Below are 21960 nucleotides of genomic sequence, written 5' to 3'. Positions count from 1 at the left end.
GCGTTAGTGCTATAGTAATACGTTATAAAATCACAACCCAAACGACCGAATGGTACGTTTTCCTCTCGCGCTGAGCCTGCTGCTCAGTGCTTCGCTGGTACTGGCGCAGCAACCCGCCACAACGACAAAACGCCCAACCGCACGTACGCCTAAACCGGTGGCTGCCTCGGGCACAACCCTCAACCGTCCCATTCCGCTCGACCCCGACGTGAAAGTTGGTAAGTTGCCCAATGGCCTGACGTACTATATCCGCAAGAACGCCGAGCCCAAAAATCGGGCTGAGCTGCGGTTGGTAATCCGGGCGGGCTCGGTACTGGAAACCGACGCGCAGCAGGGCCTGGCTCACTTTATGGAGCACATGGAATTTAACGGCACCAAGAATTTCCCTAAAAATGAACTGGTCAACTTCCTGCAATCGGCGGGGGTACGCTTCGGTGCCGATCTGAACGCGTATACCGGTTTTGACGAGACGGTGTATCAATTGCCCGTTCCAACGGATTCGGCCAAGCTGTTTGAGCGGTCGTTTCAAATTCTGGAAGACTGGGCCCACAACGCCACCCTCGACCCGGCCGAGATCGAAAAGGAGCGGGGCGTTGTGCTGGAAGAACGTCGGCTGGGACGCGGAGCCGGACAGCGGATGCGCGATACCTACTTTCCCGTCCTGCTCAACAATTCTACGTATGCCCGCCGGCTGCCCATCGGTACCGAAGAGGTGCTGAAAACGTTTACGCCCGAAACCCTTCGTCAGTTTTATAAAGACTGGTACCGGCCCGACCTGATGGCTGTCATTGCCGTGGGCGATTTCAACGTCAACGAGGTGGAAGGCATCATCCGGCAGAAGTTTGGCCGTATTCCGGCCGTGGCTAACCCGAAGCCCCGCAAAGAGTTTGACATTCCTGCCCACAAAGACACGAAAGTTATTATCGTCACCGATCCTGAGCAGCCCAACACGGTGGTTCAGGTGATTTACAAGCGTCCCGAGATAAAAGAACGGACGCTGAACGACCTGCGTGAAAGTATCAAGCGGGGCTTGTTCAACACCATGCTCGGCAACCGGATTCAGGAGCTGACCCAACAGGCTAACCCGCCGTTTCTGGGAGGCTATAGCAACTACAGCGACTTCCTGGGCAACATCGACGCCTTTACGTCCATTGCCGTAGCCAAAGAAGGGAATGTAGAAAAAGCCATTCGGGCGGTGTTGAACGAGAATGCCCGTGTAAAACAGTTTGGCTTCACGGCCACTGAACTGGCCCGGGCCAAACAGGAGTTTTATACCGGCGTGGAGCAGTCTTACAGCGAACGGGACAAAACCCGATCTGCCAATTTCGTTAATGAGTACGTGCAGAATTTCACGGATAACGATCCTTATACAAGCATCGACTTCTACTTCGATTTTCTGAAAAAACAACAGGCAGGTATCACGCTCGCTGAGGTAAACGCGCTTGTCGATCAGTTTATCCGCAACGAGAACCGGGCGGTGATTGTGATGGCACCTGAAAACCGGAACGCCGGCCCGGGACAAGCCAAATTACCCACTGTTGAGCAGATCATTGGCTATGTCGACGATGCGGGAAAAGGGTTAACGGCCTACGAAGACAAGACCCTCGATGCGCCACTGGTACCGACTCCACCAACTCCATCTCCGGTGGCTAACGTGAAAGAGATCAAAGAAATTGGTGTTACCGAGTGGACGCTCCGGAACGGCGTTCGGGTGGTGCTGAAACCGACAAACTTCAAAAACGACCAGATCCTCTTTGGGGGTAGCAGCTTCGGCGGTACGTCGATTTACGACCTGAAGGATTTTCAGTCGGCGCGGTTCTCGTCGACGCTGGCGTCACTGGGCGGCACGGGCGCGTATAACCAGGTACAGCTGGGTAAATTTCTATCGGGCAAACAGGTGAACGTTTACCCCTACGTAAGCGAGCTCAATGAAGGGATCAACGGGAGTGCGGCTCCTAAAGATCTCGAAACGGCCCTTCAGCTGCTCTATAGTTATTTTACCCAGCCCAGGAAAGATGCCGACGTCGTAGCCGGTTTCCTCTCGAACCAGCGAAGTGCGTTACAGAACCAGATCGATACGCCAACGCCCCAGCGCGTATTTCAGGATACGGTGACCGTAACACTGGGCAACAACAATCCACGCCGGCAGCCGCTTCAGCCGGCTGATCTGGACAAAGTCGACCTCGACCGGGCGCTGGCCATTTACAAAGAACGATTCGCCAACGCCGGTGATTTCACTTTCTACTTCGTGGGCAACTTCACCGAAGCAACCCTGAAGCCGTTGGTGGAGAAATACCTGGGTGGCTTACCGGCAACGGATAAGAAGGAGAAATTCGTAGATCTCGGAATTCGGGCTCCAAAGGGTGAGGTCAGCAAGACAGTCTACAAAGGGCTCGACCCGAAATCGTCGGTTCAGCTGGTGTATAGTGGCGATTTGACCTGGTCGCCGGAGACGACGACGCAGATCGACGCGCTGGCCGAGGTGCTCGAAATCAAACTTATCGAGAAGCTGCGTGAAGAGGAAAGTGGCGTATACGGTGTGTCGGCCGGTGGCGCGTATAGCAAATACCCGGTACCGCGCTACACGTTCCGCATCAGCTTTGGCTGCGCCCCCGAAAACGTGGAGAAGCTCATTGCCAAAACGCAGGAGCTTATCAATGACCTGAAACAGAAAGGGGCCTTGCCCGGCGATATTGCCAAATTCAAGGCCGAAACCCAGCGCGAAACGGAACTCCAGTTGAAAGACAACCAGTTCTGGCTCGGTTATCTGCAAAATCAATACGTCAACGCCGACGATCCAACCGAAGTCCTGCGCGAAGCTGATCTGCTCAGGAAGGTGACGGTAGAAAGTACCAAAGAGGCTGCCAACACCTACTTCGGCAAGAACTACATTCGGCTGGTGTTGATGCCGGAGAAAAAACAGTAGCAACCAGGAGCCGTTAATGCTTTACTAAAAGCCGGGGCCTGTGTTCCGGCTTTTAGTATGTTTTTCGGAAATTAGCCCTACATTTTCCCGATCCAGACGCCTTTCTACCGGGAATACGGCGGGTAGTTCAAATGTCAACGTTTCAATCTGAGTAATCTGTGCCCCAACGCCAACCTGAACTCCGAACCGTCAACGTCACGCGCTATGTGACGCCCCTGCGTGAGGGAGGCTCCCTGCCCGCCATCGTCGAAGCCGACGACGATTTTCTGTATGTCCTGAAATTCAGAGGAGCAGGGCAGGGATCGAAAGCCCTCATTGCCGAACTGATTGCCGGTGAGCTGGCGCGGATGCTGGGGTTGAAAATTCCTGAAATCGTCTTCGTTACGCTCGATGCCGCTTTTGGCCGTACCGAGCCCGACGAGGAGATTCAGGACTTGCTGCGGGCCAGCGAAGGGTTGAACCTGGGCTTACACTACCTCTCGGGAGCCATCACATTCGACCCGCTGGTCACGACGGTCGATGCGCGGCTAGCCTCGGAGATCGTCTGGTTCGACTGCCTGATAACGAACGTAGACCGAACGGCCCGCAACACGAACATGCTCATCTGGCATAAAGAACTCTGGCTTATCGACCACGGTGCTGCCCTTTATTTCCATCACTCGGGTCAGCCGTGGGAGGAGCAGGCCCTGCGCCCATTCGCGCCCATCAAAGACCACGTCCTGCTGCCCCGCGCTACGGAACTTGACGCTGTAGACGCCGATTTCCGGCAACGGCTGACACCTGACCGCATCGAGTCTGTTGTTCAGCTCATCCCCAACGAGTGGCTGGTGACCGACGATCCATCGGGCGACTCACCCGACGAACGCCGTCGGATCTATGCCCGGTTTCTGGATACCCGCCTGGCCAATTCACACCACTTTGTCAACGCTGCGAATGATGCCAGAAAAGTACTTGTTTGAGTATGCCGTAATCCGGGTTGTGCCCCGCGTTGAACGTGAAGAGTTTGTGAACGTCGGCATCATCCTGTATTGTTCGGCACAGGGTTTTCTGCAAACGAAATATACCTTACCTGAGGAGCGGCTGCGGGTGTTTCCGTGTGAGCTGGACATGACCGAGTTACATGAGCGACTACGGGCGTTCGAACGAATCTGCGCGGGTCGAAAAGAAGGTGGCATTATCGGTCAGCTGCCGGTTTCCGGGCGTTTTCGCTGGCTTACGGCAGCCCGGAGTACCCTCGTTCAGACATCGCCCGTGCATCCCGGCCTGTGCGTCGATCCCGCTGACACGCTTGCCCGGCTGTTCGATCAGTTGGTTTTGTAGCTACCGCCCTCTCCCATGAAAACATACTTTACCTGCCTTCTATCGTTGTGTTTATCGGCCAGTTACGGTCAGGCCCGGACGGATGCCTATCTGACGAAGTTGTTTCAGAAGAACCAGCATCCCATCTTCCAGGAGGTGATTCGCCACCCCGATCAGTACCGGCTACAGATCATATACACCCAGATCAACCGGGATAAAGCCAACAGGCCCACATGTACGAACTACTATTTTCGGGTCGACAGTACGGAGTATTTCAACCCGGCGTCTACGGTGAAACTGCCGCTGGCGCTTCTCTCCCTGGAGAAACTGAATCGGCTGAACAGGCCGCAGGTGAACAAGTTTACCGCCATGCAGTTCGACAGTGCCTATAACGGGCAAACGAAAGAATGGCAGGACAATAGCGCGCCGAACGGCTATCCGTCTGTGGCCCATTTGATTCGGAAGGCTTTTCTGGTGAGCGAGAACGACCCGTATAGCCGTATGTATGAGTTTGTGGGCCAGGGTGAAATTAACCGGTCGCTGCATGCGAAAGGGTACCCCGACACGCGCATCACCCACCGGTTTGTGAGGATGACGCCCGACCAGAACCGCCATACCAACCCGGTGCGGTTTATTGGGGAAGATGGGCAAATGATCTATTCACAGCCAGCAGCCTACAATGAAGATCCGTTCGACGCCCGGCGTATCGACACGTTGGGGCGGGGGTATATCGTGGGGAAAGACAGCCTGGTGCGGCAACCGTTCGACTTTACCGGCCGCAATAAACTACCGCTCGAAACGCTCCAGCAGATACTGCAGTCGGTGATGTTTCCGGCGTCGGTACCCGAAACGCAGCGGTTTGCGCTCAAGCCAGACGATTATGCGTTTATCCGTCAGTACCTGTCGCAGTATCCCGGTGAAACGAACTACCCCAAATACGATGCTGTCCAGTATTACGACAGCTACGTGAAATTCTTTTTTATGGATAGCCTGCACCACAGTCTGCCGGCGGGCGTCCGGGTATTCAACAAGGTAGGGTGGGCGTATGGATTTCTTACCGATGCTTCCTATGTGGTCGATTTCGAGAACAAGGTAGAGTACATGCTCACCGCCACCGCTTATGTCAACCGGGATGGAATTTTGAATGACGATAGATACGAATACGAATCCATAGGGCACCCGTTCATGTACCAGTTGGGCCAGACGATTTACCAGCACGAACTGACCCGGAAACGTACTCACACTCCCGACTTGAGCCCGTTCCTCATTTCCTACGAGAAACGAAGGAACGACAATCGACCAGTCATCAAAAACGTCGATAACTAACGGGCTGGTTGCCAGAAAACGAATTGTCTTTAATTGATGTGGCTAATGGGAAAATTTCTAATTAAGTAGTTGAATTTTTAAATCAGCCATAGTTCACGTTAATTAATCCGGCAGTTTTACCGGTACGGTTAGTATGCTTTCAGGCTCAGATCCAGACTTTTGATCTGGTGGGTCAGTGCCCCGGACGAGATAAAGTCCACGCCTGTTTCGGCATAAGCCCGCAGGTTGGTTTCGTCGATACCACCCGAGGCTTCGGTCGTGTAGCGGCCATTGACAAGTCGTACCATATCGCGGATGCCGTCGGGCTGGAAATTGTCGAGCAGGATCACATCGACCTGACCGACGCGCAGCACCTCTTCCACTTCGGCGCGGTTGCGGGTCTCCACCTCGATGCGTAGCGTCCGGCCGGTTTCTTCCAGGTACGCTAGGGCTTTGGTAATGGCCGCTTCGATGCCACCGGCATAATCGACATGGTTATCTTTGATCAGGATCATGTCGTATAAGCCGAACCGGTGGTTAACGGCTCCTCCGATCTTGGTTGCCATTTTCTCGCAAATCCGGAAATTAGGCGTGGTTTTGCGGGTGTCCAGCAACTGCGCCCGCGTACCGTCCAGCAGGCTTACCAGTTCGCGGGTATGGGTAGCAATGCCGCTCATGCGCTGCATGCAGTTAAGCACCAGCCGTTCGGCGGTGAGGATATTACGGGCGTTGCCGCTAACGGTCAGGACAATGTCGCCGGGTTTGATACTGGCTCCGTCCGGCATCAGCACCTCGACGGTAAATGAAGGATCGACTTCGGCAAAAATAGCTTGTGCTACCTCGACACCCGCCAGTATACCCGCTTCTTTAACCAGGAGTCGGGCGCGTTTCTGGGCATCAGCCGGGATTGTTGACAGGGAGGTATGGTCGCCATCGCCAACATCTTCGGCAAGGGCTAGCTGAATAAATTCGTGCAGATTCATGGGCGCAAGGTACGGGATTTCTTTTTTGACTGGCTTACGGCCGTCGTTTTACTACCCTGTAGCCTTTTGGCATCCCGGCGACGTGTACGTTTGTATGCATAAAAGCGGCAATGGCAAAATGAAATCCTGTTCATCGCAGCAATCCTGTCCAAACCACTTGCACATCTCCTCAAATGGTACGAAATTTGTAATCCGTTAAAGGAAAACATGAAGCAACCCCGCGTCATACAACGTCTTTCTGGCCTGTTACTGGCTACGTTGCTGCTATTTACGGCAGTGTGGGGGCATGACGGGCTGGTACAACAGCAGGCTTTGCAGACGAAAAAAGTAGCTGATGCGGCTGCCAGTCAGGCAAAGTCGAAGAAAGCAGAAGGGCCACAGTCGACCGACGCCCAGCTCAGCACCGCTCAGTTCGAAGCCGTTGTCATATCGGCGCCTACCGTGGGTGGTGGCAGCCAGACGGCTTTTCTGCTGCCAACGCCAACCTTCATGATTCTGTTGCTGTTGAGCGTTCCCCTGCTCCGGCACTTCACCTACCCGCATTATTTCTTTTCTTACCTCCAGCACGTTTTTGGGCATGCCATAGCGCCCAATGCTCCCTGATTCACGGCAGACGGGTCAATGACTCAGTTGTCTGCGCCGAATCCCTGTAAACCCATTTCCATGGGTTTTGTACTGCTTACCTGATTTAATACCAATTTCCCAAAACGGGCTACAGCCTGTATTTTTCAATGCAAAACAGAACCGGAATACTAATTCTAACGGGTGTCATCACGGCTATATGCCTGTATTTCCTGTCGTTTACGTTCGTCTCGCGGAGCATCAAGTCCGATGCCGAGGCCTTCGCTACCAGCAAATCGGGCGAGGTAGATCGTAGCAAAAAACAACGATACCTCGATTCCCTGTGGAAAGAGCCTGTTTTCCTGGGTAGTACCCTACAGGAAGTAAGTGAGCGTGAGCTTGGTCTGGGGCTTGACCTCCAGGGTGGTATGCACGTTGTGCTCGAAGTGTCGCCTGCCGATGTGCTGCGCAGCCTGTCGGGCAACAACCGCGATCCGAAGTTCTCCCAGGCGCTGAAGCAAGCCAACGAGGACAAAAAGACGAGCAACACCAGCTATGTCGATCTGTTCGTTAGCAACTTCAAAGAGCTGGCCCCCGATACGAAACTGGCTACGATCTTCGCTACCAGCGCCAACCGGGGAAAGATCAACTACCAGTCGTCGGACACCGAAGTCCGGAAGATGCTGAATGACGAAGTGAACGGAGCCATTACCCGCGCCTTCCAGATCATTCAGGCGCGTGTGGATAAATTCGGGGTGGCTAACCCAAACATCCAGCGCCTGCCCGGTTCGGGTCGGATTCAGATCGAATTGCCGGGTGTCGATAACCCCGAGCGTGTTCGTCGTCTGCTTACTGGTGCTGCCAAACTGGAATTTACGGAAGTGTATCGCCTGAACGAACTGGCCCCGGCCCTCGAAGGTATGGGCGCTTATCTGGTTTCGCAGGAGGCTGCCCGTAAAGCCGCACTCGGTACGGCTGGCAAAACAACCGCTCCGACTGGTGGTACGGCTGCTACCGGAACGAGCCTCGAATCGCAGTTGGCACAGGGTAACAAAACAGACTCGACGGGAGCTAAAGATACGGCGGCTGCATCAGCCCAGGGTACAGCCCTGACTCAGTTGTTTCTGCCCGTTGGTCAGGATCAGCTAGGTGTTTACCTGAAAGATACCGCCCGTGCTAATGCCGTCCTGAATGCGCCGGAAGTACGGGGCCAATTCCCGGCCGATGCGTTCTTCGCCTGGGATCGCAAGACGTTCAAAGCTACTGACGGCAAAGAAATTCTGCCATTGTACTTCCTCAAGAAGCCCGCTGGCCGCGCTCCGCTCGAAGGCGACGTGATTACCGATGCCGCTAACGATTACGACGATCGGGGCCGTCCGGAAGTGACCATGAACATGAACGCCGAAGGGGCCCGCAAGTGGAAGAACCTGACAGCCGCCAACGTAGGCCGTCCGGTAGCCATTTTGCTCGACAACCTGGTTTATACCGCTCCTAACGTACAGAACGAAATTCCAAACGGTCGTTCGAGCATCTCGGGTAACTTCACGGTAGAAGAAACCAAAGACATGTCGAACGTGCTGAAGGCCGGTAAGCTACCAGCTCCTACCAACATTGTGGAAGAGAGCATCGTGGGTGCTACGCTGGGTTCGGAAGCCGTACAGGCGGGTGTGCTGTCGTCGGTGATCGGCATTCTGCTGGTGCTGGCGTTTGTGGTATTCTACTACAACCGGGCTGGTCTGATTGCCGACCTTGCGCTGATCATCAACTTGTTCTTCCTGCTGGGTGTGATGGCCTCGCTGGGTGCCGTACTGACTATGCCGGGTATTGCCGGTATCGTATTGTCGATTGGTATGGCTGTCGATGCCAACGTACTTATTTTCGAGCGGATTAAAGAAGAACTGGCCGAAGGGAAAGGCTTCAAGCAGGCCGTTGGCGATGGATTCAAAAACGCGCTGTCGTCGATCATCGACTCCAACGTAACGACCTTCCTGACGGGTATTGTCCTGTTTATGTTCGGTACGGGATTGATCCTGGGTTTTGCTACCACCCTGATCATTGGTATTCTGACTTCGTTGTTTGCGGCTATCTTCATTACCCGCCTGATTCTGGAATACTACATCCGTAATGGCAAAACGCTGACCTTTAGCTCGGCATGGGCTAAGAATCTGTTTGCCGATTCAAACTTCGACTTCGTATCGCGCCGGAAGCTGTATTACACCGTTTCATCGGTAATCATCGGGTTGGGTATCATTTCGGCTGTTTTCAGAGGCTTTGGTCTGGGTGTCGATTTCAAAGGCGGTCGTTCTTATGTAGTGCGCTTTGAAAAGGCTGTCAGCACCGACGACGTACGGAACTCGCTGGAAACGGTACTGGGTGCTTCGCCGGAGGTAAAAACTTACGGTGGTACGGGTATTGGCTCGAACCAGGTAAAAATAACGACGCCTTTCCTGGTTGATGACAACTCGCAGGGTGCCGATAAAAAAGCCGAAGCTACGATCTACAAAGGGCTGAGCAGCATCAAGGGTAACCCCGCCCAGATCCAAAGTTCGCAGAAGGTGGGACCAACCATCGCTTACGATATTCTGACGTCGGCGCTGTGGTCGATACTGCTGGCTGTAGCCGTTGTATTCGTCTATATCCTGATCCGGTTCAAACGGCTGGCGTTTGGCTATGGTGCGGTGGTGGCCATGTTCCACGATGTGCTGATCATTCTGGCTATCTTCACTATTTTCAACGGGCTGCTACCGTTCTCGCTCGACGTTGACCAGGCCTTCGTTGGTGCTCTGCTGACGATCATGGGTTATTCCATGAACGATACGGTGGTGGTGTTCGACCGGGTACGGGAATACCTGGCCGAGAATAAAGGCAAGAAAGAAAGCATCCCAACGATTATCAACAACGCCCTGAACAGTACACTGAGCCGTACGGCTGTTACGGGTTTCTCCACGATTCTGGTGCTGCTGGTGCTGTTCATCTTCGGCGGTGAAACCATCCGTGGTTTCTCGTTTGCTATGCTGATCGGGGTTATCGTAGGTACCTATTCGTCGCTGTTCGTTGCCACGCCGATCGTAGTCGATTCGCTGAGCCGTGATGAACTGAAAGAAGAACCCCTTAAGCCAGTTGTTACGGAAAAGAAAGTAGGGTATGATGCTGTTCCAACGGAGTTCACCACGTCGGCTGCGGCCACGCCTGAGGAGTTCACAGCCAAGAAAGAGAAGAAAGACAAGAAGCCATTGATCCGGCCTTCGCAGTCGTAATACGATGAGTAAAAGGGCGAAAGAGTGAAAGAGCGCAGAAAACGACTGGTCAGGTTTTCTCTTTCACCCTTTCGCCCTTTATATTTCGTATATTTCCCCGCGTTTAGCCCAACAATCTTTTTCCAAAAGACTAAATCACCAAACTCTATTTCCCTGAATGGAAACGAAACTAAGACCAGTTGATACAACCAGCATATGGCGGAAAAAGCCTTTGGCGGCTTATGAAGCCGACATGAAAAAGAGCGAGTTGAAACGAGTGCTAACGCGCTGGTCACTGACATCGCTCGGTATCGGAGCCGTTATTGGTGGCGGGGTGTTTGTACTCACCGGTATCGCGGCAAACGAATGGGCCGGTCCTGCCCTGGCTCTGGCATTTGTCATGGCTGGTGTTGCCTGTGCTTTTGCCGCCTTATGTTATGCTGAGTTTGCCTCCATCCTGCCTGTGGAAGGATCGGCGTATGCCTACTCCTACGGTACAGTTGGCGAAATTTTTGCCTGGCTTATCGGCTGGAATCTAATTCTCGAATATATGATGGGTGCCACAACCGTGGCGGTGAGCTGGTCGGGGTATTTCGAAAAACTGCTTCATCTGCTGAATATCCATCTGCCTATCTGGTTGATGAACGACCCGGTTACCGCTCAGGAAAAGGCTGAAAAGCTACGGGCAGCCGGGGAAAATATTCCTGATTTCGCGTTTGCCGTTAACCTGCCTGCCTTCCTGATCGTGTGGTGCGTAACGTACGTATTGGTAAAAGGCATCAAGGAAGCCGCCAGCACCAACAACGCCATCGTTGTCCTGAAGGTAGCCACGGTTATTTTTGTGATTATTGCCGGTTCGTTTTACGTCGATGTCGCCAACTGGACCCCGTTCATTCCGGAGCCCGTTTTGGACAAGGGTGGTCAGCAGCACTACGGGTTTAACGGGATTGTAACCGCTGCCGGTATCGTGTTCTTCGCCTATATCGGTTTCGATGCCGTGTCGACCCAGGCGGGCGAGGCCATCAACCCCAAGAAAGACGTTCCTTTCGCCATTATCGCATCGCTCATTATCTGTACAGTCCTGTATATCCTGGTTTCGCTGGTACTGACAGGTATGGTGAAATACGACGCGCTGGACCTGAAAGCACCGGTAGCACAGGCGTTTGCCGATCAGGGGCTGACCTGGGCGGTGTATCTGATTACGATTGCGGCTATTGCAGGTCTGACCTCGGTTATGCTGGTGATGATGCTCGGCCAAACCCGGATCTTTCTGGGTATGGCGAAAGATGGTTTACTACCGAAAAACCTGTTTGCGTCCATTCACCCAACGTTCAAAACACCCTGGAAAAGCACGATTCTGGTGGGTGCCATCGTCTCGACCGTTGCCGCCCTGACGCCCATCGACAAAGTGTCGGAGCTGTGCTCGTCGGGAACGCTGCTGGCTTTCGCCATGATTTGCGGAGCCGTCTGGCTGCTGCGCGTTCGGGAGCCTAACCTGGAGCGTCCTTACCGGACACCGGCGCTGCCTGTAGTGGCCACGCTGGGTATTCTGGCCAACCTGTACCTGATGTACAACCTGCGTACCGATACGAAAATTTCCTTCGTCATCTGGTGTACCCTGGGCGTTATCGTCTACTTCCTGTACAGCCGTCGGCACAGCCATCTGAACAACAAGAATACAGAAGACTAAGCCATGTGCTTATGCTTTAACGGAACGGCCCCTGGCAACTTGTCGGGGGCCGTTCCGTTTATATACCCAACGGGTGAGAGGGAGCGATAATGATTTAATAAAGGGCTGTGTGATATCTGTCACAAAAGTTATTCATACAGCCTTGTAGTTTTGTTACCTGATGAGTGGACAGGAAATATTTGGATATGCATCGGCTATTATCGTCGGCCTGGTTATTGGTCTGGCCGGGGGCGGAGGCTCTATTCTGACACTACCCATTTTCGTTTATGTGTTCGGGATTCCTACCGTCCTGGCTACTACCTATTCCCTGTTCGTAGTTGGGTCAACGTCGCTGGTGGGCTCAGTCAACCACATCATAAAAAAGCGTGTCGATTTGCGGGTAACGGTAGCGTTTGCGCTGCCGTCGTTTATATCGGTGTACCTGAGCCGGCGATTTCTGGTGCCCGCCCTGCCCGATCCTCTGTTTCGGTTGAATGCATTTGTTTTACCCAAAAGCGATGCTATCCTGTACTTTTTTGCCGTCGTCATGATTATTGCTGCCCGGGCTATGATCCGGAGTGATAACCCCGCACAGGGCGAAGCCGCCGATGGCCGACCTCGCTATGGCTCTCTGGCGCTCGATGGATTGGCGGTAGGCCTGCTAACCGGCACGATCGGAGCGGGGGGCGGGTTTCTGATTGTGCCTATGCTTGTCCTGCTGGCCGGGCTTCCCATACAACGGGCCGTTGCTACGTCTGTACTGATCATTGCCGTCAACTCGTTTGTGGGCTTCCTGGGCGATATCAACCATACGGGCCTGAACTGGAATTTTCTGTTGCCTTTCACCGGTTTATCCATTATCGGGATTTTCATCGGCATGTATCTGGCGCGTTTTCTGGCCCCGGATAAACTCAAGCGGGGTTTTGGCTGGTTTGTGCTGGTCGTGGCCAGTTACATGATTATTCGGGAAATAATGTAACGCAGACCGCTTGTCTGTACCCAATAGCCTAACTAGTGGACGAGATGTCCACATTACGTATGATCATCGAACAACTGTATACCGGCTGCCTGGCGCAGGGGGCCTATTACATAGAAAGCGCGGGCGAAGCGGCCATCATCGATCCCCTCCGCGAAACATCGCCCTACATCCGCAAGGCTGAGAAATCGGGAGCTACCATCAAATATGTGTTTGAGACGCACTTTCACGCCGATTTCGTGTCTGGCCATGTGGATCTGGCTCAGAAAACGGGCGCGTCAATAGTGTACGGACCCAATGCCAACACGACTTATGAAGCGCTTCATGCCAAAGATGGTGATGTGTTTAAACTGGGTGATGTAACGATCAAAGTGCTGCATACGCCTGGCCATACGCTCGAATCGACGACTTACCTGCTTATCGACGAAAGCGGCCGTGACCATGCCATCTTCACAGGCGATACATTGTTTATCGGTGATGTGGGGCGTCCTGATCTCGCGATCAAAGGAGACCTCAATGAGCGTGATCTGGCAGGAATGCTCTACGACAGCCTGCAAGCCAAGATCATGCCGCTGGCCGATGCGGTAATCGTTTACCCGGCCCACGGTGCCGGGTCGGCCTGTGGAAAGAATATGAGTAAGGAAACGACAGATTCCCTCGGTAACCAGAAACGCTTCAATTATGCGCTTCGGGCTGCGTCGAAGGCTGATTTTGTTGAGAAGGTGCTCGATGGATTGAGTACGGCTCCGGCTTATTTTGCTGAAAATGCCCGACTCAATAAAGAGGGGTATGAGCCCATCGATACCGTGATGAAGCGCGGTAGCCAGGCGCTGGCACCGGAAGCTTTTGAAGGCGCTGTTAACGAGACCGGCGCGCTGGTTCTCGACGTGCGGGATGCGGCCGAATTTGCCCACGGATTTATTCCGAACGCCATTAATATTGGCCTGAACGGGCAGTTTGCGCCCTGGGTCGGGGCGCTCATTCCCGATCTGTTGCAGCCAATTGCACTCGTTACGCCCGCTGGTCAGGAATCGGAGACTGTACTGCGGCTGGCCCGCGTTGGTTACGATCACTGCATTGGTTTTCTGGAAGGCGGTTTTGTCGCCTGGAAACAGGCAGGTAAAGAAGTCGATACCGTCGAGACAATTTCTGCTGCTGACTTTGCCCATCGGTGGGAAACGAATCCGGCCCTGGCAGTTGTGGACGTTCGCAAGCCAGCCGAGTATGAGCCCGAACATGTTGAGGGGGCCAAAAATATGCCGTTGGATACCATCAGCGACCACATGCACGAGATTCAGCGCAACGAACCCATCTACGTGCATTGTGCGGGGGGGTACCGGTCGATGGTTGCCAATTCAATCCTGAAAGCACGCGGTTTCCAGAATGTCGTGAATGTCGAAGGGGGAATGGCCGCTATTAAAAAGACCAGTGTGCCGGTCGTTCAGACGACTGATGTGCATTGATGAACCCTTTTATCGAACTGTTCAACTTATTTTCAAGAGTCGATCTTAACGAATGCTCAACGTTTTAACGCAACCCTGGCCCTGGTATGTCGCCGGGGCGCTCATTGGCCTGACAGTGCCCACACTGCTCATTCTGGGTAATAAAGCTTTTGGTATATCCTCGTCGCTGCGGCACATATGCGCGGCCTGTTTACCCGGTAACATCGATTTCTTCAACTACGACTGGCGCAAGGAAGCCTGGAATCTGTGGTTTGTGGGCGGTATTACGCTGGGCGGCTTTATTGCCGGTACGTTGCTGAAAAATCCGGAACCGCTTGTCATAGCGCCCAACACGGTTCATGCCTTGCGGGAGCTGGGTGTACGGGATTTTTCGTCCGGGCTTATGCCTGCCGATATTTTCAACTGGGGTAATCTGGTTACCACTACGGGCTTGTTGTTTTTCGTTATTGGTGGGTTTCTGGTTGGTTTCGGAACGCGGTGGGCCGGTGGCTGTACATCGGGCCATGCGATTATGGGCCTGTCGAATTTACAGTGGCCCTCCCTGGTGGCTACAATCTGTTTTATGGTCGGAGGCATTGCTATGACGCATATTGGATTGCCGTTCCTGATGCGGCTTATCACACTTTAAAGGCACCTATGGTATGACAACGCAGGAAATTGATTTGCAAAACACGGCCACAAAGCCCGATTCGGGACGGGGGCGGGGTAACTGGAAGTTTGGTCTGGTGGGTGTATTCTTCGGGATTGTCTTCGTAAAAGCCGAGGTCATTTCGTGGTTTCGGATACAGGAGATGTTCCGCTTCGACTCGTTCCACATGTATGGCGTAATCGGTACGGCCGTTGTCGTGGGCCTTATTTCGCTGCAACTGATCAAACGGCTGAATATCAAAACCGTGCAGGGCGATCCGATCACTATTGTTCCCAAGCAGTATAGCAAAGGTCAGATTTATGGCGGGCTTATTTTTGGTTTTGGCTGGGCCATCACGGGCGCTTGTCCGGGGCCTCTATTCGCGCAGATCGGTGCTGGCTATTCGGTGGTAACGGTTACGCTGCTTAGCGCCCTAGCGGGTACATGGGTTTACGGAGCCATCCGAAACCGACTGCCTCATTAACTGGACAACTTACATCACTTGGTTGGATTTTCGTCGATACCGAGTCGCGGAAGGGCGGGATTCAATACCTGTGGTACCACTTTGATCCGGAATACGCGCGTGCCGGCCACATCGAAATCACAGCTGTAAAACCCGCGTTGTTTTACCCCTCGATATACCGCCGTGTAGTTCACTTTTTGGGGCCAGTTGTTCAAGGCCAGCTCGGCGGTAATCGCGTCGACTGCCTTGCGTAGGTTCGAGAAAAAAATAACGGTTGACTCCCGTTGGCGGATGGCGTTCAACGATCCAACCGGCTGGACGGTAACTTCATAAATGATTCGCCCGGTTAGCCTGATTTTAGGCGCTTTTAGGGTCGTTTCAGGTAATTCATTCATAAATAGTAATAATACGAAAAATTATTCGACTATTTTTCAAAGCCTAAACTAAATGCCGAGGACCGGGGTTTTACTATTACTTGCATCGATACAAAGCCCGGCCATCATTGACCGGGCTTTTTTTGTGCCTCAAAAAGAAGCGCCAGTCTGGATGGACTGACGCTTGGTAACTTGTTACAGCAGACAGGCCATAGCCCGTATCTGTTATTTCTTATACATGACCGCATCGACTGCCTGTAACGTCCGTTTGACGTTTGGCAGGATAGCCTCGATGAGGGTAGGGGCATAGGGCAGGGGCAGATCCATGCTGTTGACACGCACGACCGGAGCATCCAGGTAATCGAAGGCGTGACGCTGGATGTTATAGGTCAGCTCAGACGAGATAGCGGCCAGCGGCCAGGCTTCTTCCACAACCACACAGCGGTTCGTTTTCTTCACCGAGTTGATCACCGTAGCATAATCGATCGGGCGAACCGAGCGTAGATCGATCACCTCGGCCGAAATGCCATTTTTGGCTAATTCTTCGGCAGCGGCAATGGCAACCTTCATGATCTTACCGAACGAAACGATCGTTACGTCATTGCCTTCGCGAACGATATTGGCTTTGCCGATAGGAATCAGGTATTCTTCTTCGGGAACCTGGCCTTTGTCGCCATACATCAACTCCGACTCCATGAAAATGACCGGGTCATTATCTCGAATACAGGATTTCAGTAAACCTTTGGCATCGTAGGGATTCGATGGAACTACCACTTTCAACCCCGACGTGTTGGCAAACCAGTTCTCAAAGTTTTGTGAGTGCTGGCTCGACAGCATCCCGGCATTACCCGTTGGCCCGCGGAACACGATAGGGCAGGAGTACTGACCGCCCGACATCGACATCACTTTAGCGGCCGAATTGATAACCTGGTCGATGGCGACGAGCGAGAAGTTGAACGTCATAAATTCGATGATTGGTCGCAGCCCGTTTATGGCCGAACCAACACCGATACCGGCAAAACCGAGTTCGGCAATGGGCGTGTCAATAACGCGCTCCGGCCCGAACTCATCTAACATTCCCTGACTGACTTTGTAAGCACCGTTGTATTCGGCTACCTCTTCGCCCATCAGATAGACCAGCGGGTCCCGGCGCATTTCTTCGTTCATGGCCTCCCGCAGAGCTTCGCGGAACTGTATTTCTCTCATGCTGAATGCGTTTGGTTAGATGTACACAGACGACGACGTTAGGTTATCGAATGAATACATGACTTAAAGTCGTTGGCTCGTAAAAGCTGTCAAAATTAGGTAAAATGGACTGATTCATCAAATAACAGCGTCGGGTATCCTTGTAGTTATTGGACAAGTATGGCCCGGTAAAATCCCGCTTTCGGCAGCAGATGGCTGCGGGGTCGACTTAAGTGGTGGACTGCCGGCGACCAACCCCCAAAACTTAATATTGAAACGAAGCAACTTGTATGACAAAGAGTGCATCATTGGGAAAAAGCTTGCTTTCGTAGTAAGCCAACAGGGTAGGTAGTGTTAAATGATCTTAACAGGGTATCAGGGCACATAGCCCACCACTACTTTTATCCGCACAACCGTCAACCTATTCCCTTTGTATGAAATTTTTACTCTTCGTTATGTTGTGCATCAGCTGTTTTGCGGCTAATGCACAGGAACCTGCCGGACCCGGAACGCTTACCGGTATCCTTACCGATTCCACTACAAATAAACCCGTTCCATTTGCAACAGTAGCCCTCCAGACAACCGACGGTAAGCTCATTACCGGTGCCGTAACCAATGATAAAGGCGGGTTTCAACTCGCTGCTATTCCCGTTGGTTCCTACAAACTTGCTTTTTCATTCGTTGGCTACCAGACCAAAGTCATTGGTAGCGTTGTCATTACAACAGAAAAGCCAGCCGTCGATGTCGGGACGGTAACTTTGTCGGCCAATAGTAAAACGCTGGGAGAAGTGAACGTCGTCGGTCAGAAAGCGCTCATTGAGGATAAGGGCGACCGGCTGGTGTACAACGCTGAACAGGACGCGACCAACACGGGTGGAACGGCCGTTGATGTGCTGCGCAAAGTACCTATGCTGACGGTCGATCTGGATGGTAACCTGAAGATGCGGGGTACCGGCAACATCAAGGTGCTGGTTAACGGGAAGCCATCGAGCATCATGGCCCGCAATCTGGCCGATGCCCTAAAACAAATGCCCGCCAACATTATCAAATCGGTGGAGGTCATCACCAGTCCCGGTGCCAAATACGATGCCGAAGGGTCGGGCGGTGTTATTAATATCGTCACCAAGAAAGCACTGAAGGGCACCAATGGAACCGTCAACGCCACCGGAGGAAATCTGAACCGGTCGCTGGGTGGAAATATCAACGTGAAAGGCAAAAAACTTGGTCTGGCGCTTTCGCTCAACGGCTATCAGTACCGGAACATTGGCGAAAACACGAACGTCCGGACGGCCCTGGCCGATGGTCAGCCGACCAGCATTCTGCGTCAGACCAACAGCCGTGACAATACCGGTACGGGTGGCTACGGCGAGTTGAGCCTCGATTATGACCCGGATACGACCAACCGCATCAATTTCTCGGCCAATGCATGGGGTGGTAACTTCCCCCAGAACAGCCAGATCACCAGCCGCCTGACCGACCCGGCCGGGGCTGTATTACAGGCTTTCCGACGGGATATTCAGTACCGGAATCCTTACGGCAACACCGAGTTCAACCTCGGCTGGACCAAAACGTTCAAAAAGCCGGGCCGGGAATTTTCAATGCTGACCCAGTATGCCCGGATGCCCGATAATTATTACTACACCATTCGGCAGATGACCATGCAGTCGGAATCGCCAACGTACCTCGAACGCAGCACGAACCTCAGCCGAAACAACGAATATACGTTCCAGACCGATTATACGCACCCCTTTACGGCCCATACGGCCCACGACACGCTCAACTTTAAGGTGGAAACGGGAGCTAAGGTCATCCGGCGTGATATTGGAAGTGAGTTTGTAATTGAACAGGCACTTTCGGGTCTCGAAGCCGATTATGCCATTGATCCCGCCCGCACCAATGAGTTCACCTATAACCAGCAGGTAATGGCCGGCTATGCCTCGCTGAAGATGGATACCAAACGAAAATGGAATCTGTCGGCGGGTGCGCGGCTCGAGCATACCCGTATCCAGGGTGATTTCATGACGGCGCAAAGCCAGTTCAGCAATCAGTACCAGAACCTGATCCCAAGTGCTACGGTGTCCAAGACATTTCGCGATAAACATACGGTCAAGGCCAGTTATACCCAGCGGATTTCACGACCACTGATCTGGTTTCTGAATCCGTTCCAGAACTATAGCGATCCTAAAAATGTCCAGACCGGCAATCCTTACCTCAACCCTGAGCTAACCCACGCCACGGAGCTGTCGTACAGTACGTTCGGGAAAGAAGGAGCGTCCTTCAATGCCGCCCTGTTCTGGCGTCAAACCAATAACTCCATCGAATGGCTCTCAACGGTTGATGCCAACGGGGTGGCGTTCACCTCGCCGAAAAATATTGGTCAGAATGCCAGCTACGGCGCCAACCTGAATATATCGCTCAAGCCGAACAAGGATTTCACGATCAGCACCGGTGCCGAACTGACCTACGTTGACCTGACGAGTATAGCCCTCAATCAGCGAACCAGTGGCTGGGTCTGGAATCTCAGTCCCAACCTGTCCTACAAACTTCCCAAAGACCTCACTCTACAGGCCACCGGGTTTGTTGGGTCAGGCTGGATTTCGCTCCAAAGCCGCAACTCAGGCTGGTACTATTACGGAATCTCGGCCAAGAAGGAATTTATGAACAAGAACGCCAGCCTGACGCTCAACCTGAACAACCCGTTTAACCGTACGGTGCGGATAACCGGCACTCAGTTCGCCCCAACGTTCACGGCCCAGTCAACGTCTCTGTTTGTGAACCAGTCAGCACGGCTGACCTTCAGCTATAAATTCGGGCAGATGAACTCGGGAGGTAAGCAGAGCCGGAAAATCACGAACGACGACAGCCGCCGGTAAACGATCAGGGTCAATCACTGCGACTTCGAAGCCCGTTTCATCGAATCGATCACGATTTCTTCGAAACCAGGCAGGGTTTTGTAGGCATAGGTAGCCCGCCAGTTGGTGTCTGTATAATCGTAGGAAACTTCCAGGTAGGGTTTGTTTCCTGGTCCGGCGTCGTTTGGGCCAACGTTGATCCGGACGGGGATGTCGTTGTAGTACCTGAAATAGTCCGGGTGGGTGAGGTACCCAAGGGGCGTTGTATCCCACGGCACGAAGCCATCGACGCCGAACAGCTTTTCGTTGAACTGCTGCCAGGGACGAAGCTGGTCATACAGCCATTTGTCGGACTCGTTCGTGTTGTTCAGGAAATCAACATCCGTTTTGCCCAGAAAGGTATAAATGCTGCACTCATAACCTGATAATACTATGTTAAGGCCCGCATCGAAGAGGATCCTGAATGATTCCGGGTCCATCTCGAAATTATAGTCACCTACCGAAAGCGTTTCCAGGCCCGGTTTGAACGGTAACCCTGGTGTTCGTCCGGCACAGACGACGACTTCTTCAATCTGCGAAACCAGTTCGGGGTGATTTTTAACGACGGTGGCGATGTTAGTGACCGGTCCAATGGCGAGAATCGGCATTTTTTCGGCGCGCAGGGCATTCGCCAGCGCACGGGTGGCCTCGTTTTCGGTACCTGCGTCGTTCGCCGTGTCGGAGCCGCGATAGACAGGAATTACCTTCCCGGTTTTGTTATACCAGGTCAGTAGTTTCCGGGTTACCTCATACGCATAGCTGGCGTAGGTAATGGTGCTGATGCCAACGAGTTCGATCTTGTCCGGCTGGTCGAGCGCCATGATCAACGCAATGGCATCGTCTACCTCGCGGGGCGTCTCGTCCTTCATCCCGATCATAATATCGGTATCGAGCCAGACCCGGCGGGGTTTAATGGGGTGTTGGGCAATAGTAGGCGACATCATCAGCAACAGAAACAAAAGAGGTAAGACCAGTGAGCTAGGAGAGCAGCGAATACGCTTCGTCGAGCAGGTCGCGCTTTGTCCCGAGCGATAAACTCAGGGGTAGCTGCGCCAGTCCAATTAACCGACGCATGATTTCGATACCCGTAAACTGTTTCCGTAGCTGCTCATCGAAACCGCTACCTGACTGATACGTTGTCAACACCGTATGCAGTACCGTTGGTGGCTGTTCGGCCATCATCAGGTGAGCGACCATAACGCCCAGATCAAATTCGGCCGGGCCGTAGAAACAAAATTCAGGGTCGATAATTTTTGTGCCATCCGCTGTTTGTAGCCAGCTGCCGGGGTAGTAATCGCCGTGAAGTAAGGTGCCGGGCTGGCCGGTAGGTGTGTTCCCCACATACACATCTCCCAGCGCCTTCACCCGTTTCTTCAGGTCAGTATCGCGTTTGTAGGGCCGTGCCAGTTCCTGTAAACCCGGTTGAATGCTGTTCAGGTCGAAGCCATTATCCTCCTGAAACGGATAATTGATGATGTGTTCGTAATTGAGCGCCCGCATGGCCCGGTTTGTAAAAGCCGGATCGGGCCTCTCGGTCGAGAAGTGGGTGTGTAACTCGCTGAGATAGTCGGTTAAGGCGCGTGCATCGGCTTCGCTCAACTGGCGGCAGGGTTGATACAGGAAGGTGAAGTCGCTGGACTCGCCCAGGTCTTCCAGTATCAGCATGTTATTTTCTTCATCGATACCCAGCAAATGCGGCATCTGTCCGGCCAGCATCGGGATGGCCTGCGTTTTCTGGTAAAATCGCCCTTCAATAACGGCCCGCTCGGCGGGGGCGGCAATGGTCGGGTATTTTTCCACATAAGGCCGCGACTGTTTCACAATCAGCGTCCGGTTTGGGGTAACCACCCGAAGTGTATAGTTCATATTACCTTCGCCGGGCTTCTCCAGCAGGGAGATATTTTCCTCGATGTCGAGCCAGCCGCGTCGGTGAAGGTAGTCCTGGAGGACGAGCGGTTGTTGGGCGTCTAGATGCATGGTATCGGTCTGGTTCAGGTATCG

17 protein-coding genes are annotated in these 21960 nt (G+C 53.2%); 12 read left to right on the top strand and 5 right to left on the bottom strand.

Features of this window, described 5'->3' with window-relative positions; all coding sequences use genetic code 11:
* Positions 1 to 49 precede the first annotated feature (49 nt).
* From FH603_RS02985 to FH603_RS02970, 4 genes are all read left to right on the top strand, one after another.
* Entirely contained in the window at positions 50 to 2926 is a 2877-nt protein-coding gene (locus FH603_RS02985) for a M16 family metallopeptidase (protein WP_186735940.1), read from the top strand.
* Positions 2927 to 3084: 158 nt separating this feature from the next.
* On the top strand, positions 3085 to 3885 hold the full coding sequence (locus tag FH603_RS02980) for a HipA family kinase (protein ID WP_186735938.1): 801 nt from the start codon (positions 3085 to 3087) through the stop codon (positions 3883 to 3885).
* Positions 3863 to 4246 (top strand): DUF3037 domain-containing protein, encoded by a 384-nt coding sequence (locus FH603_RS02975; protein WP_186736101.1) that lies wholly within the window; start codon positions 3863 to 3865, stop codon positions 4244 to 4246. Before FH603_RS02980 ends, FH603_RS02975 begins: the two co-directional genes overlap by 23 nt.
* 15 nt (positions 4247 to 4261) lie before the next feature.
* Positions 4262 to 5551 carry a serine hydrolase gene (locus FH603_RS02970; RefSeq protein WP_186735936.1) on the top strand — a complete coding sequence of 430 codons (1290 nt, stop codon included), beginning with the start codon at positions 4262 to 4264 and terminating at the stop codon, positions 5549 to 5551.
* Positions 5552 to 5679: 128 nt separating this feature from the next.
* On the opposite strand, the gene nadC is transcribed toward FH603_RS02970, so the two are convergent.
* Positions 5680 to 6513 (bottom strand): carboxylating nicotinate-nucleotide diphosphorylase, encoded by an 834-nt coding sequence (gene nadC, locus FH603_RS02965; protein ID WP_186735934.1) that lies wholly within the window; start codon positions 6511 to 6513, stop codon positions 5680 to 5682.
* Positions 6514 to 6720: 207 nt separating this feature from the next.
* Here nadC and FH603_RS02960 point away from each other — a divergent pair, with 207 nt between their 5' ends.
* From FH603_RS02960 to FH603_RS02930, 7 genes are all read left to right on the top strand, one after another.
* A complete protein-coding gene (locus FH603_RS02960) occupies positions 6721 to 7116 on the top strand; it encodes a hypothetical protein (protein ID WP_186735932.1) in 396 nt (131 codons plus the stop codon).
* Positions 7117 to 7244: 128 nt separating this feature from the next.
* Positions 7245 to 10331: a protein translocase subunit SecDF gene (secDF, locus tag FH603_RS02955; RefSeq protein WP_186735930.1), complete on the top strand. Its 3087-nt coding sequence runs from the start codon at positions 7245 to 7247 to the stop codon at positions 10329 to 10331.
* Positions 10332 to 10488: 157 nt separating this feature from the next.
* The gene (locus tag FH603_RS02950; RefSeq protein ID WP_186735928.1) at positions 10489 to 12000 is read left to right on the top strand and encodes an APC family permease; all 1512 of its coding nucleotides are present in this window, start codon (positions 10489 to 10491) and stop codon (positions 11998 to 12000) included.
* A 160-nt stretch (positions 12001 to 12160) separates the two neighbouring features.
* Positions 12161 to 12958, top strand: a complete 798-nt coding sequence (locus FH603_RS02945) for a sulfite exporter TauE/SafE family protein (RefSeq protein ID WP_186735926.1) — start codon at positions 12161 to 12163, stop codon at positions 12956 to 12958.
* Positions 12959 to 13017: 59 nt separating this feature from the next.
* Positions 13018 to 14418 (top strand): MBL fold metallo-hydrolase, encoded by a 1401-nt coding sequence (locus FH603_RS02940; protein ID WP_186735924.1) that lies wholly within the window; start codon positions 13018 to 13020, stop codon positions 14416 to 14418.
* Positions 14419 to 14470: 52 nt separating this feature from the next.
* Positions 14471 to 15046 (top strand): YeeE/YedE family protein, encoded by a 576-nt coding sequence (locus FH603_RS02935; protein WP_186735922.1) that lies wholly within the window; start codon positions 14471 to 14473, stop codon positions 15044 to 15046.
* A 13-nt stretch (positions 15047 to 15059) separates the two neighbouring features.
* Complete coding sequence (locus tag FH603_RS02930) at positions 15060 to 15530, top strand: DUF6691 family protein (protein ID WP_186735920.1); 471 nt, start codon at positions 15060 to 15062, stop codon at positions 15528 to 15530.
* A gap of 14 nt (positions 15531 to 15544) precedes the next feature.
* Here the strand turns inward: FH603_RS02930 and FH603_RS02925 are convergent, their stop codons facing one another.
* Positions 15545 to 15904, bottom strand: a complete 360-nt coding sequence (locus tag FH603_RS02925) for a hypothetical protein (protein ID WP_186735918.1) — start codon at positions 15902 to 15904, stop codon at positions 15545 to 15547.
* A 204-nt stretch (positions 15905 to 16108) separates the two neighbouring features.
* Positions 16109 to 17089, bottom strand: coding sequence for a pyruvate dehydrogenase complex E1 component subunit beta (locus FH603_RS02920; RefSeq protein ID WP_186735916.1), 981 nt, complete (start codon positions 17087 to 17089; stop codon positions 16109 to 16111).
* A gap of 413 nt (positions 17090 to 17502) precedes the next feature.
* Between FH603_RS02920 and FH603_RS02915 the strand changes: the two genes are divergently transcribed.
* Positions 17503 to 19941 carry a TonB-dependent receptor gene (locus FH603_RS02915; RefSeq protein WP_186735914.1) on the top strand — a complete coding sequence of 813 codons (2439 nt, stop codon included), beginning with the start codon at positions 17503 to 17505 and terminating at the stop codon, positions 19939 to 19941.
* 14 nt (positions 19942 to 19955) lie between these two features.
* Here the strand turns inward: FH603_RS02915 and FH603_RS02910 are convergent, their stop codons facing one another.
* Together FH603_RS02910 and FH603_RS02905 are read right to left on the bottom strand one after the other, a co-directional pair.
* Positions 19956 to 20903: a nucleoside hydrolase gene (locus FH603_RS02910; protein ID WP_186735912.1), complete on the bottom strand. Its 948-nt coding sequence runs from the start codon at positions 20901 to 20903 to the stop codon at positions 19956 to 19958.
* Between the two features lie 34 nt (positions 20904 to 20937).
* Complete coding sequence (locus FH603_RS02905; RefSeq protein ID WP_186735910.1) at positions 20938 to 21936, bottom strand: phosphotransferase; 999 nt, start codon at positions 21934 to 21936, stop codon at positions 20938 to 20940.
* Positions 21937 to 21960 lie beyond the last annotated feature (24 nt).

Origin of the sequence: Spirosoma utsteinense, from assembly GCF_014282275.1 — a bacterium.
GTDB lineage: Bacteria > Bacteroidota > Bacteroidia > Cytophagales > Spirosomataceae > Spirosoma > Spirosoma utsteinense.
The sequence above is the reverse complement of the archived record's forward strand: the minus strand, read 5'-3'. Positions and strand labels throughout refer to the sequence as shown.

What these genes read in the sequence shown, in the direction of transcription:
- FH603_RS02985 (WP_186735940.1), top strand. Translation starts at nt 50, where the DNA reads ATGGTACGTTTTCCTCTCGCGCTGAGCCTGCTGCTCAGTGCTTCGCTG.
- FH603_RS02975 (WP_186736101.1), top strand. Translation starts at nt 3,863, where the DNA reads ATGCCAGAAAAGTACTTGTTTGAGTATGCCGTAATCCGGGTTGTGCCC.
- FH603_RS02970 (WP_186735936.1), top strand. Translation starts at nt 4,262, where the DNA reads ATGAAAACATACTTTACCTGCCTTCTATCGTTGTGTTTATCGGCCAGT.
- nadC (WP_186735934.1), bottom strand. Translation starts at nt 6,513, where the DNA reads ATGAATCTGCACGAATTTATTCAGCTAGCCCTTGCCGAAGATGTTGGC.
- FH603_RS02960 (WP_186735932.1), top strand. Translation starts at nt 6,721, where the DNA reads ATGAAGCAACCCCGCGTCATACAACGTCTTTCTGGCCTGTTACTGGCT.
- secDF (WP_186735930.1), top strand. Translation starts at nt 7,245, where the DNA reads ATGCAAAACAGAACCGGAATACTAATTCTAACGGGTGTCATCACGGCT.
- FH603_RS02950 (WP_186735928.1), top strand. Translation starts at nt 10,489, where the DNA reads ATGGAAACGAAACTAAGACCAGTTGATACAACCAGCATATGGCGGAAA.
- FH603_RS02945 (WP_186735926.1), top strand. Translation starts at nt 12,161, where the DNA reads ATGAGTGGACAGGAAATATTTGGATATGCATCGGCTATTATCGTCGGC.
- FH603_RS02940 (WP_186735924.1), top strand. Translation starts at nt 13,018, where the DNA reads ATGATCATCGAACAACTGTATACCGGCTGCCTGGCGCAGGGGGCCTAT.
- FH603_RS02935 (WP_186735922.1), top strand. Translation starts at nt 14,471, where the DNA reads ATGCTCAACGTTTTAACGCAACCCTGGCCCTGGTATGTCGCCGGGGCG.
- FH603_RS02930 (WP_186735920.1), top strand. Translation starts at nt 15,060, where the DNA reads ATGACAACGCAGGAAATTGATTTGCAAAACACGGCCACAAAGCCCGAT.
- FH603_RS02925 (WP_186735918.1), bottom strand. Translation starts at nt 15,904, where the DNA reads ATGAATGAATTACCTGAAACGACCCTAAAAGCGCCTAAAATCAGGCTA.
- FH603_RS02920 (WP_186735916.1), bottom strand. Translation starts at nt 17,089, where the DNA reads ATGAGAGAAATACAGTTCCGCGAAGCTCTGCGGGAGGCCATGAACGAA.
- FH603_RS02915 (WP_186735914.1), top strand. Translation starts at nt 17,503, where the DNA reads ATGAAATTTTTACTCTTCGTTATGTTGTGCATCAGCTGTTTTGCGGCT.
- FH603_RS02910 (WP_186735912.1), bottom strand. Translation starts at nt 20,903, where the DNA reads ATGATGTCGCCTACTATTGCCCAACACCCCATTAAACCCCGCCGGGTC.
- FH603_RS02905 (WP_186735910.1), bottom strand. Translation starts at nt 21,936, where the DNA reads ATGCATCTAGACGCCCAACAACCGCTCGTCCTCCAGGACTACCTTCAC.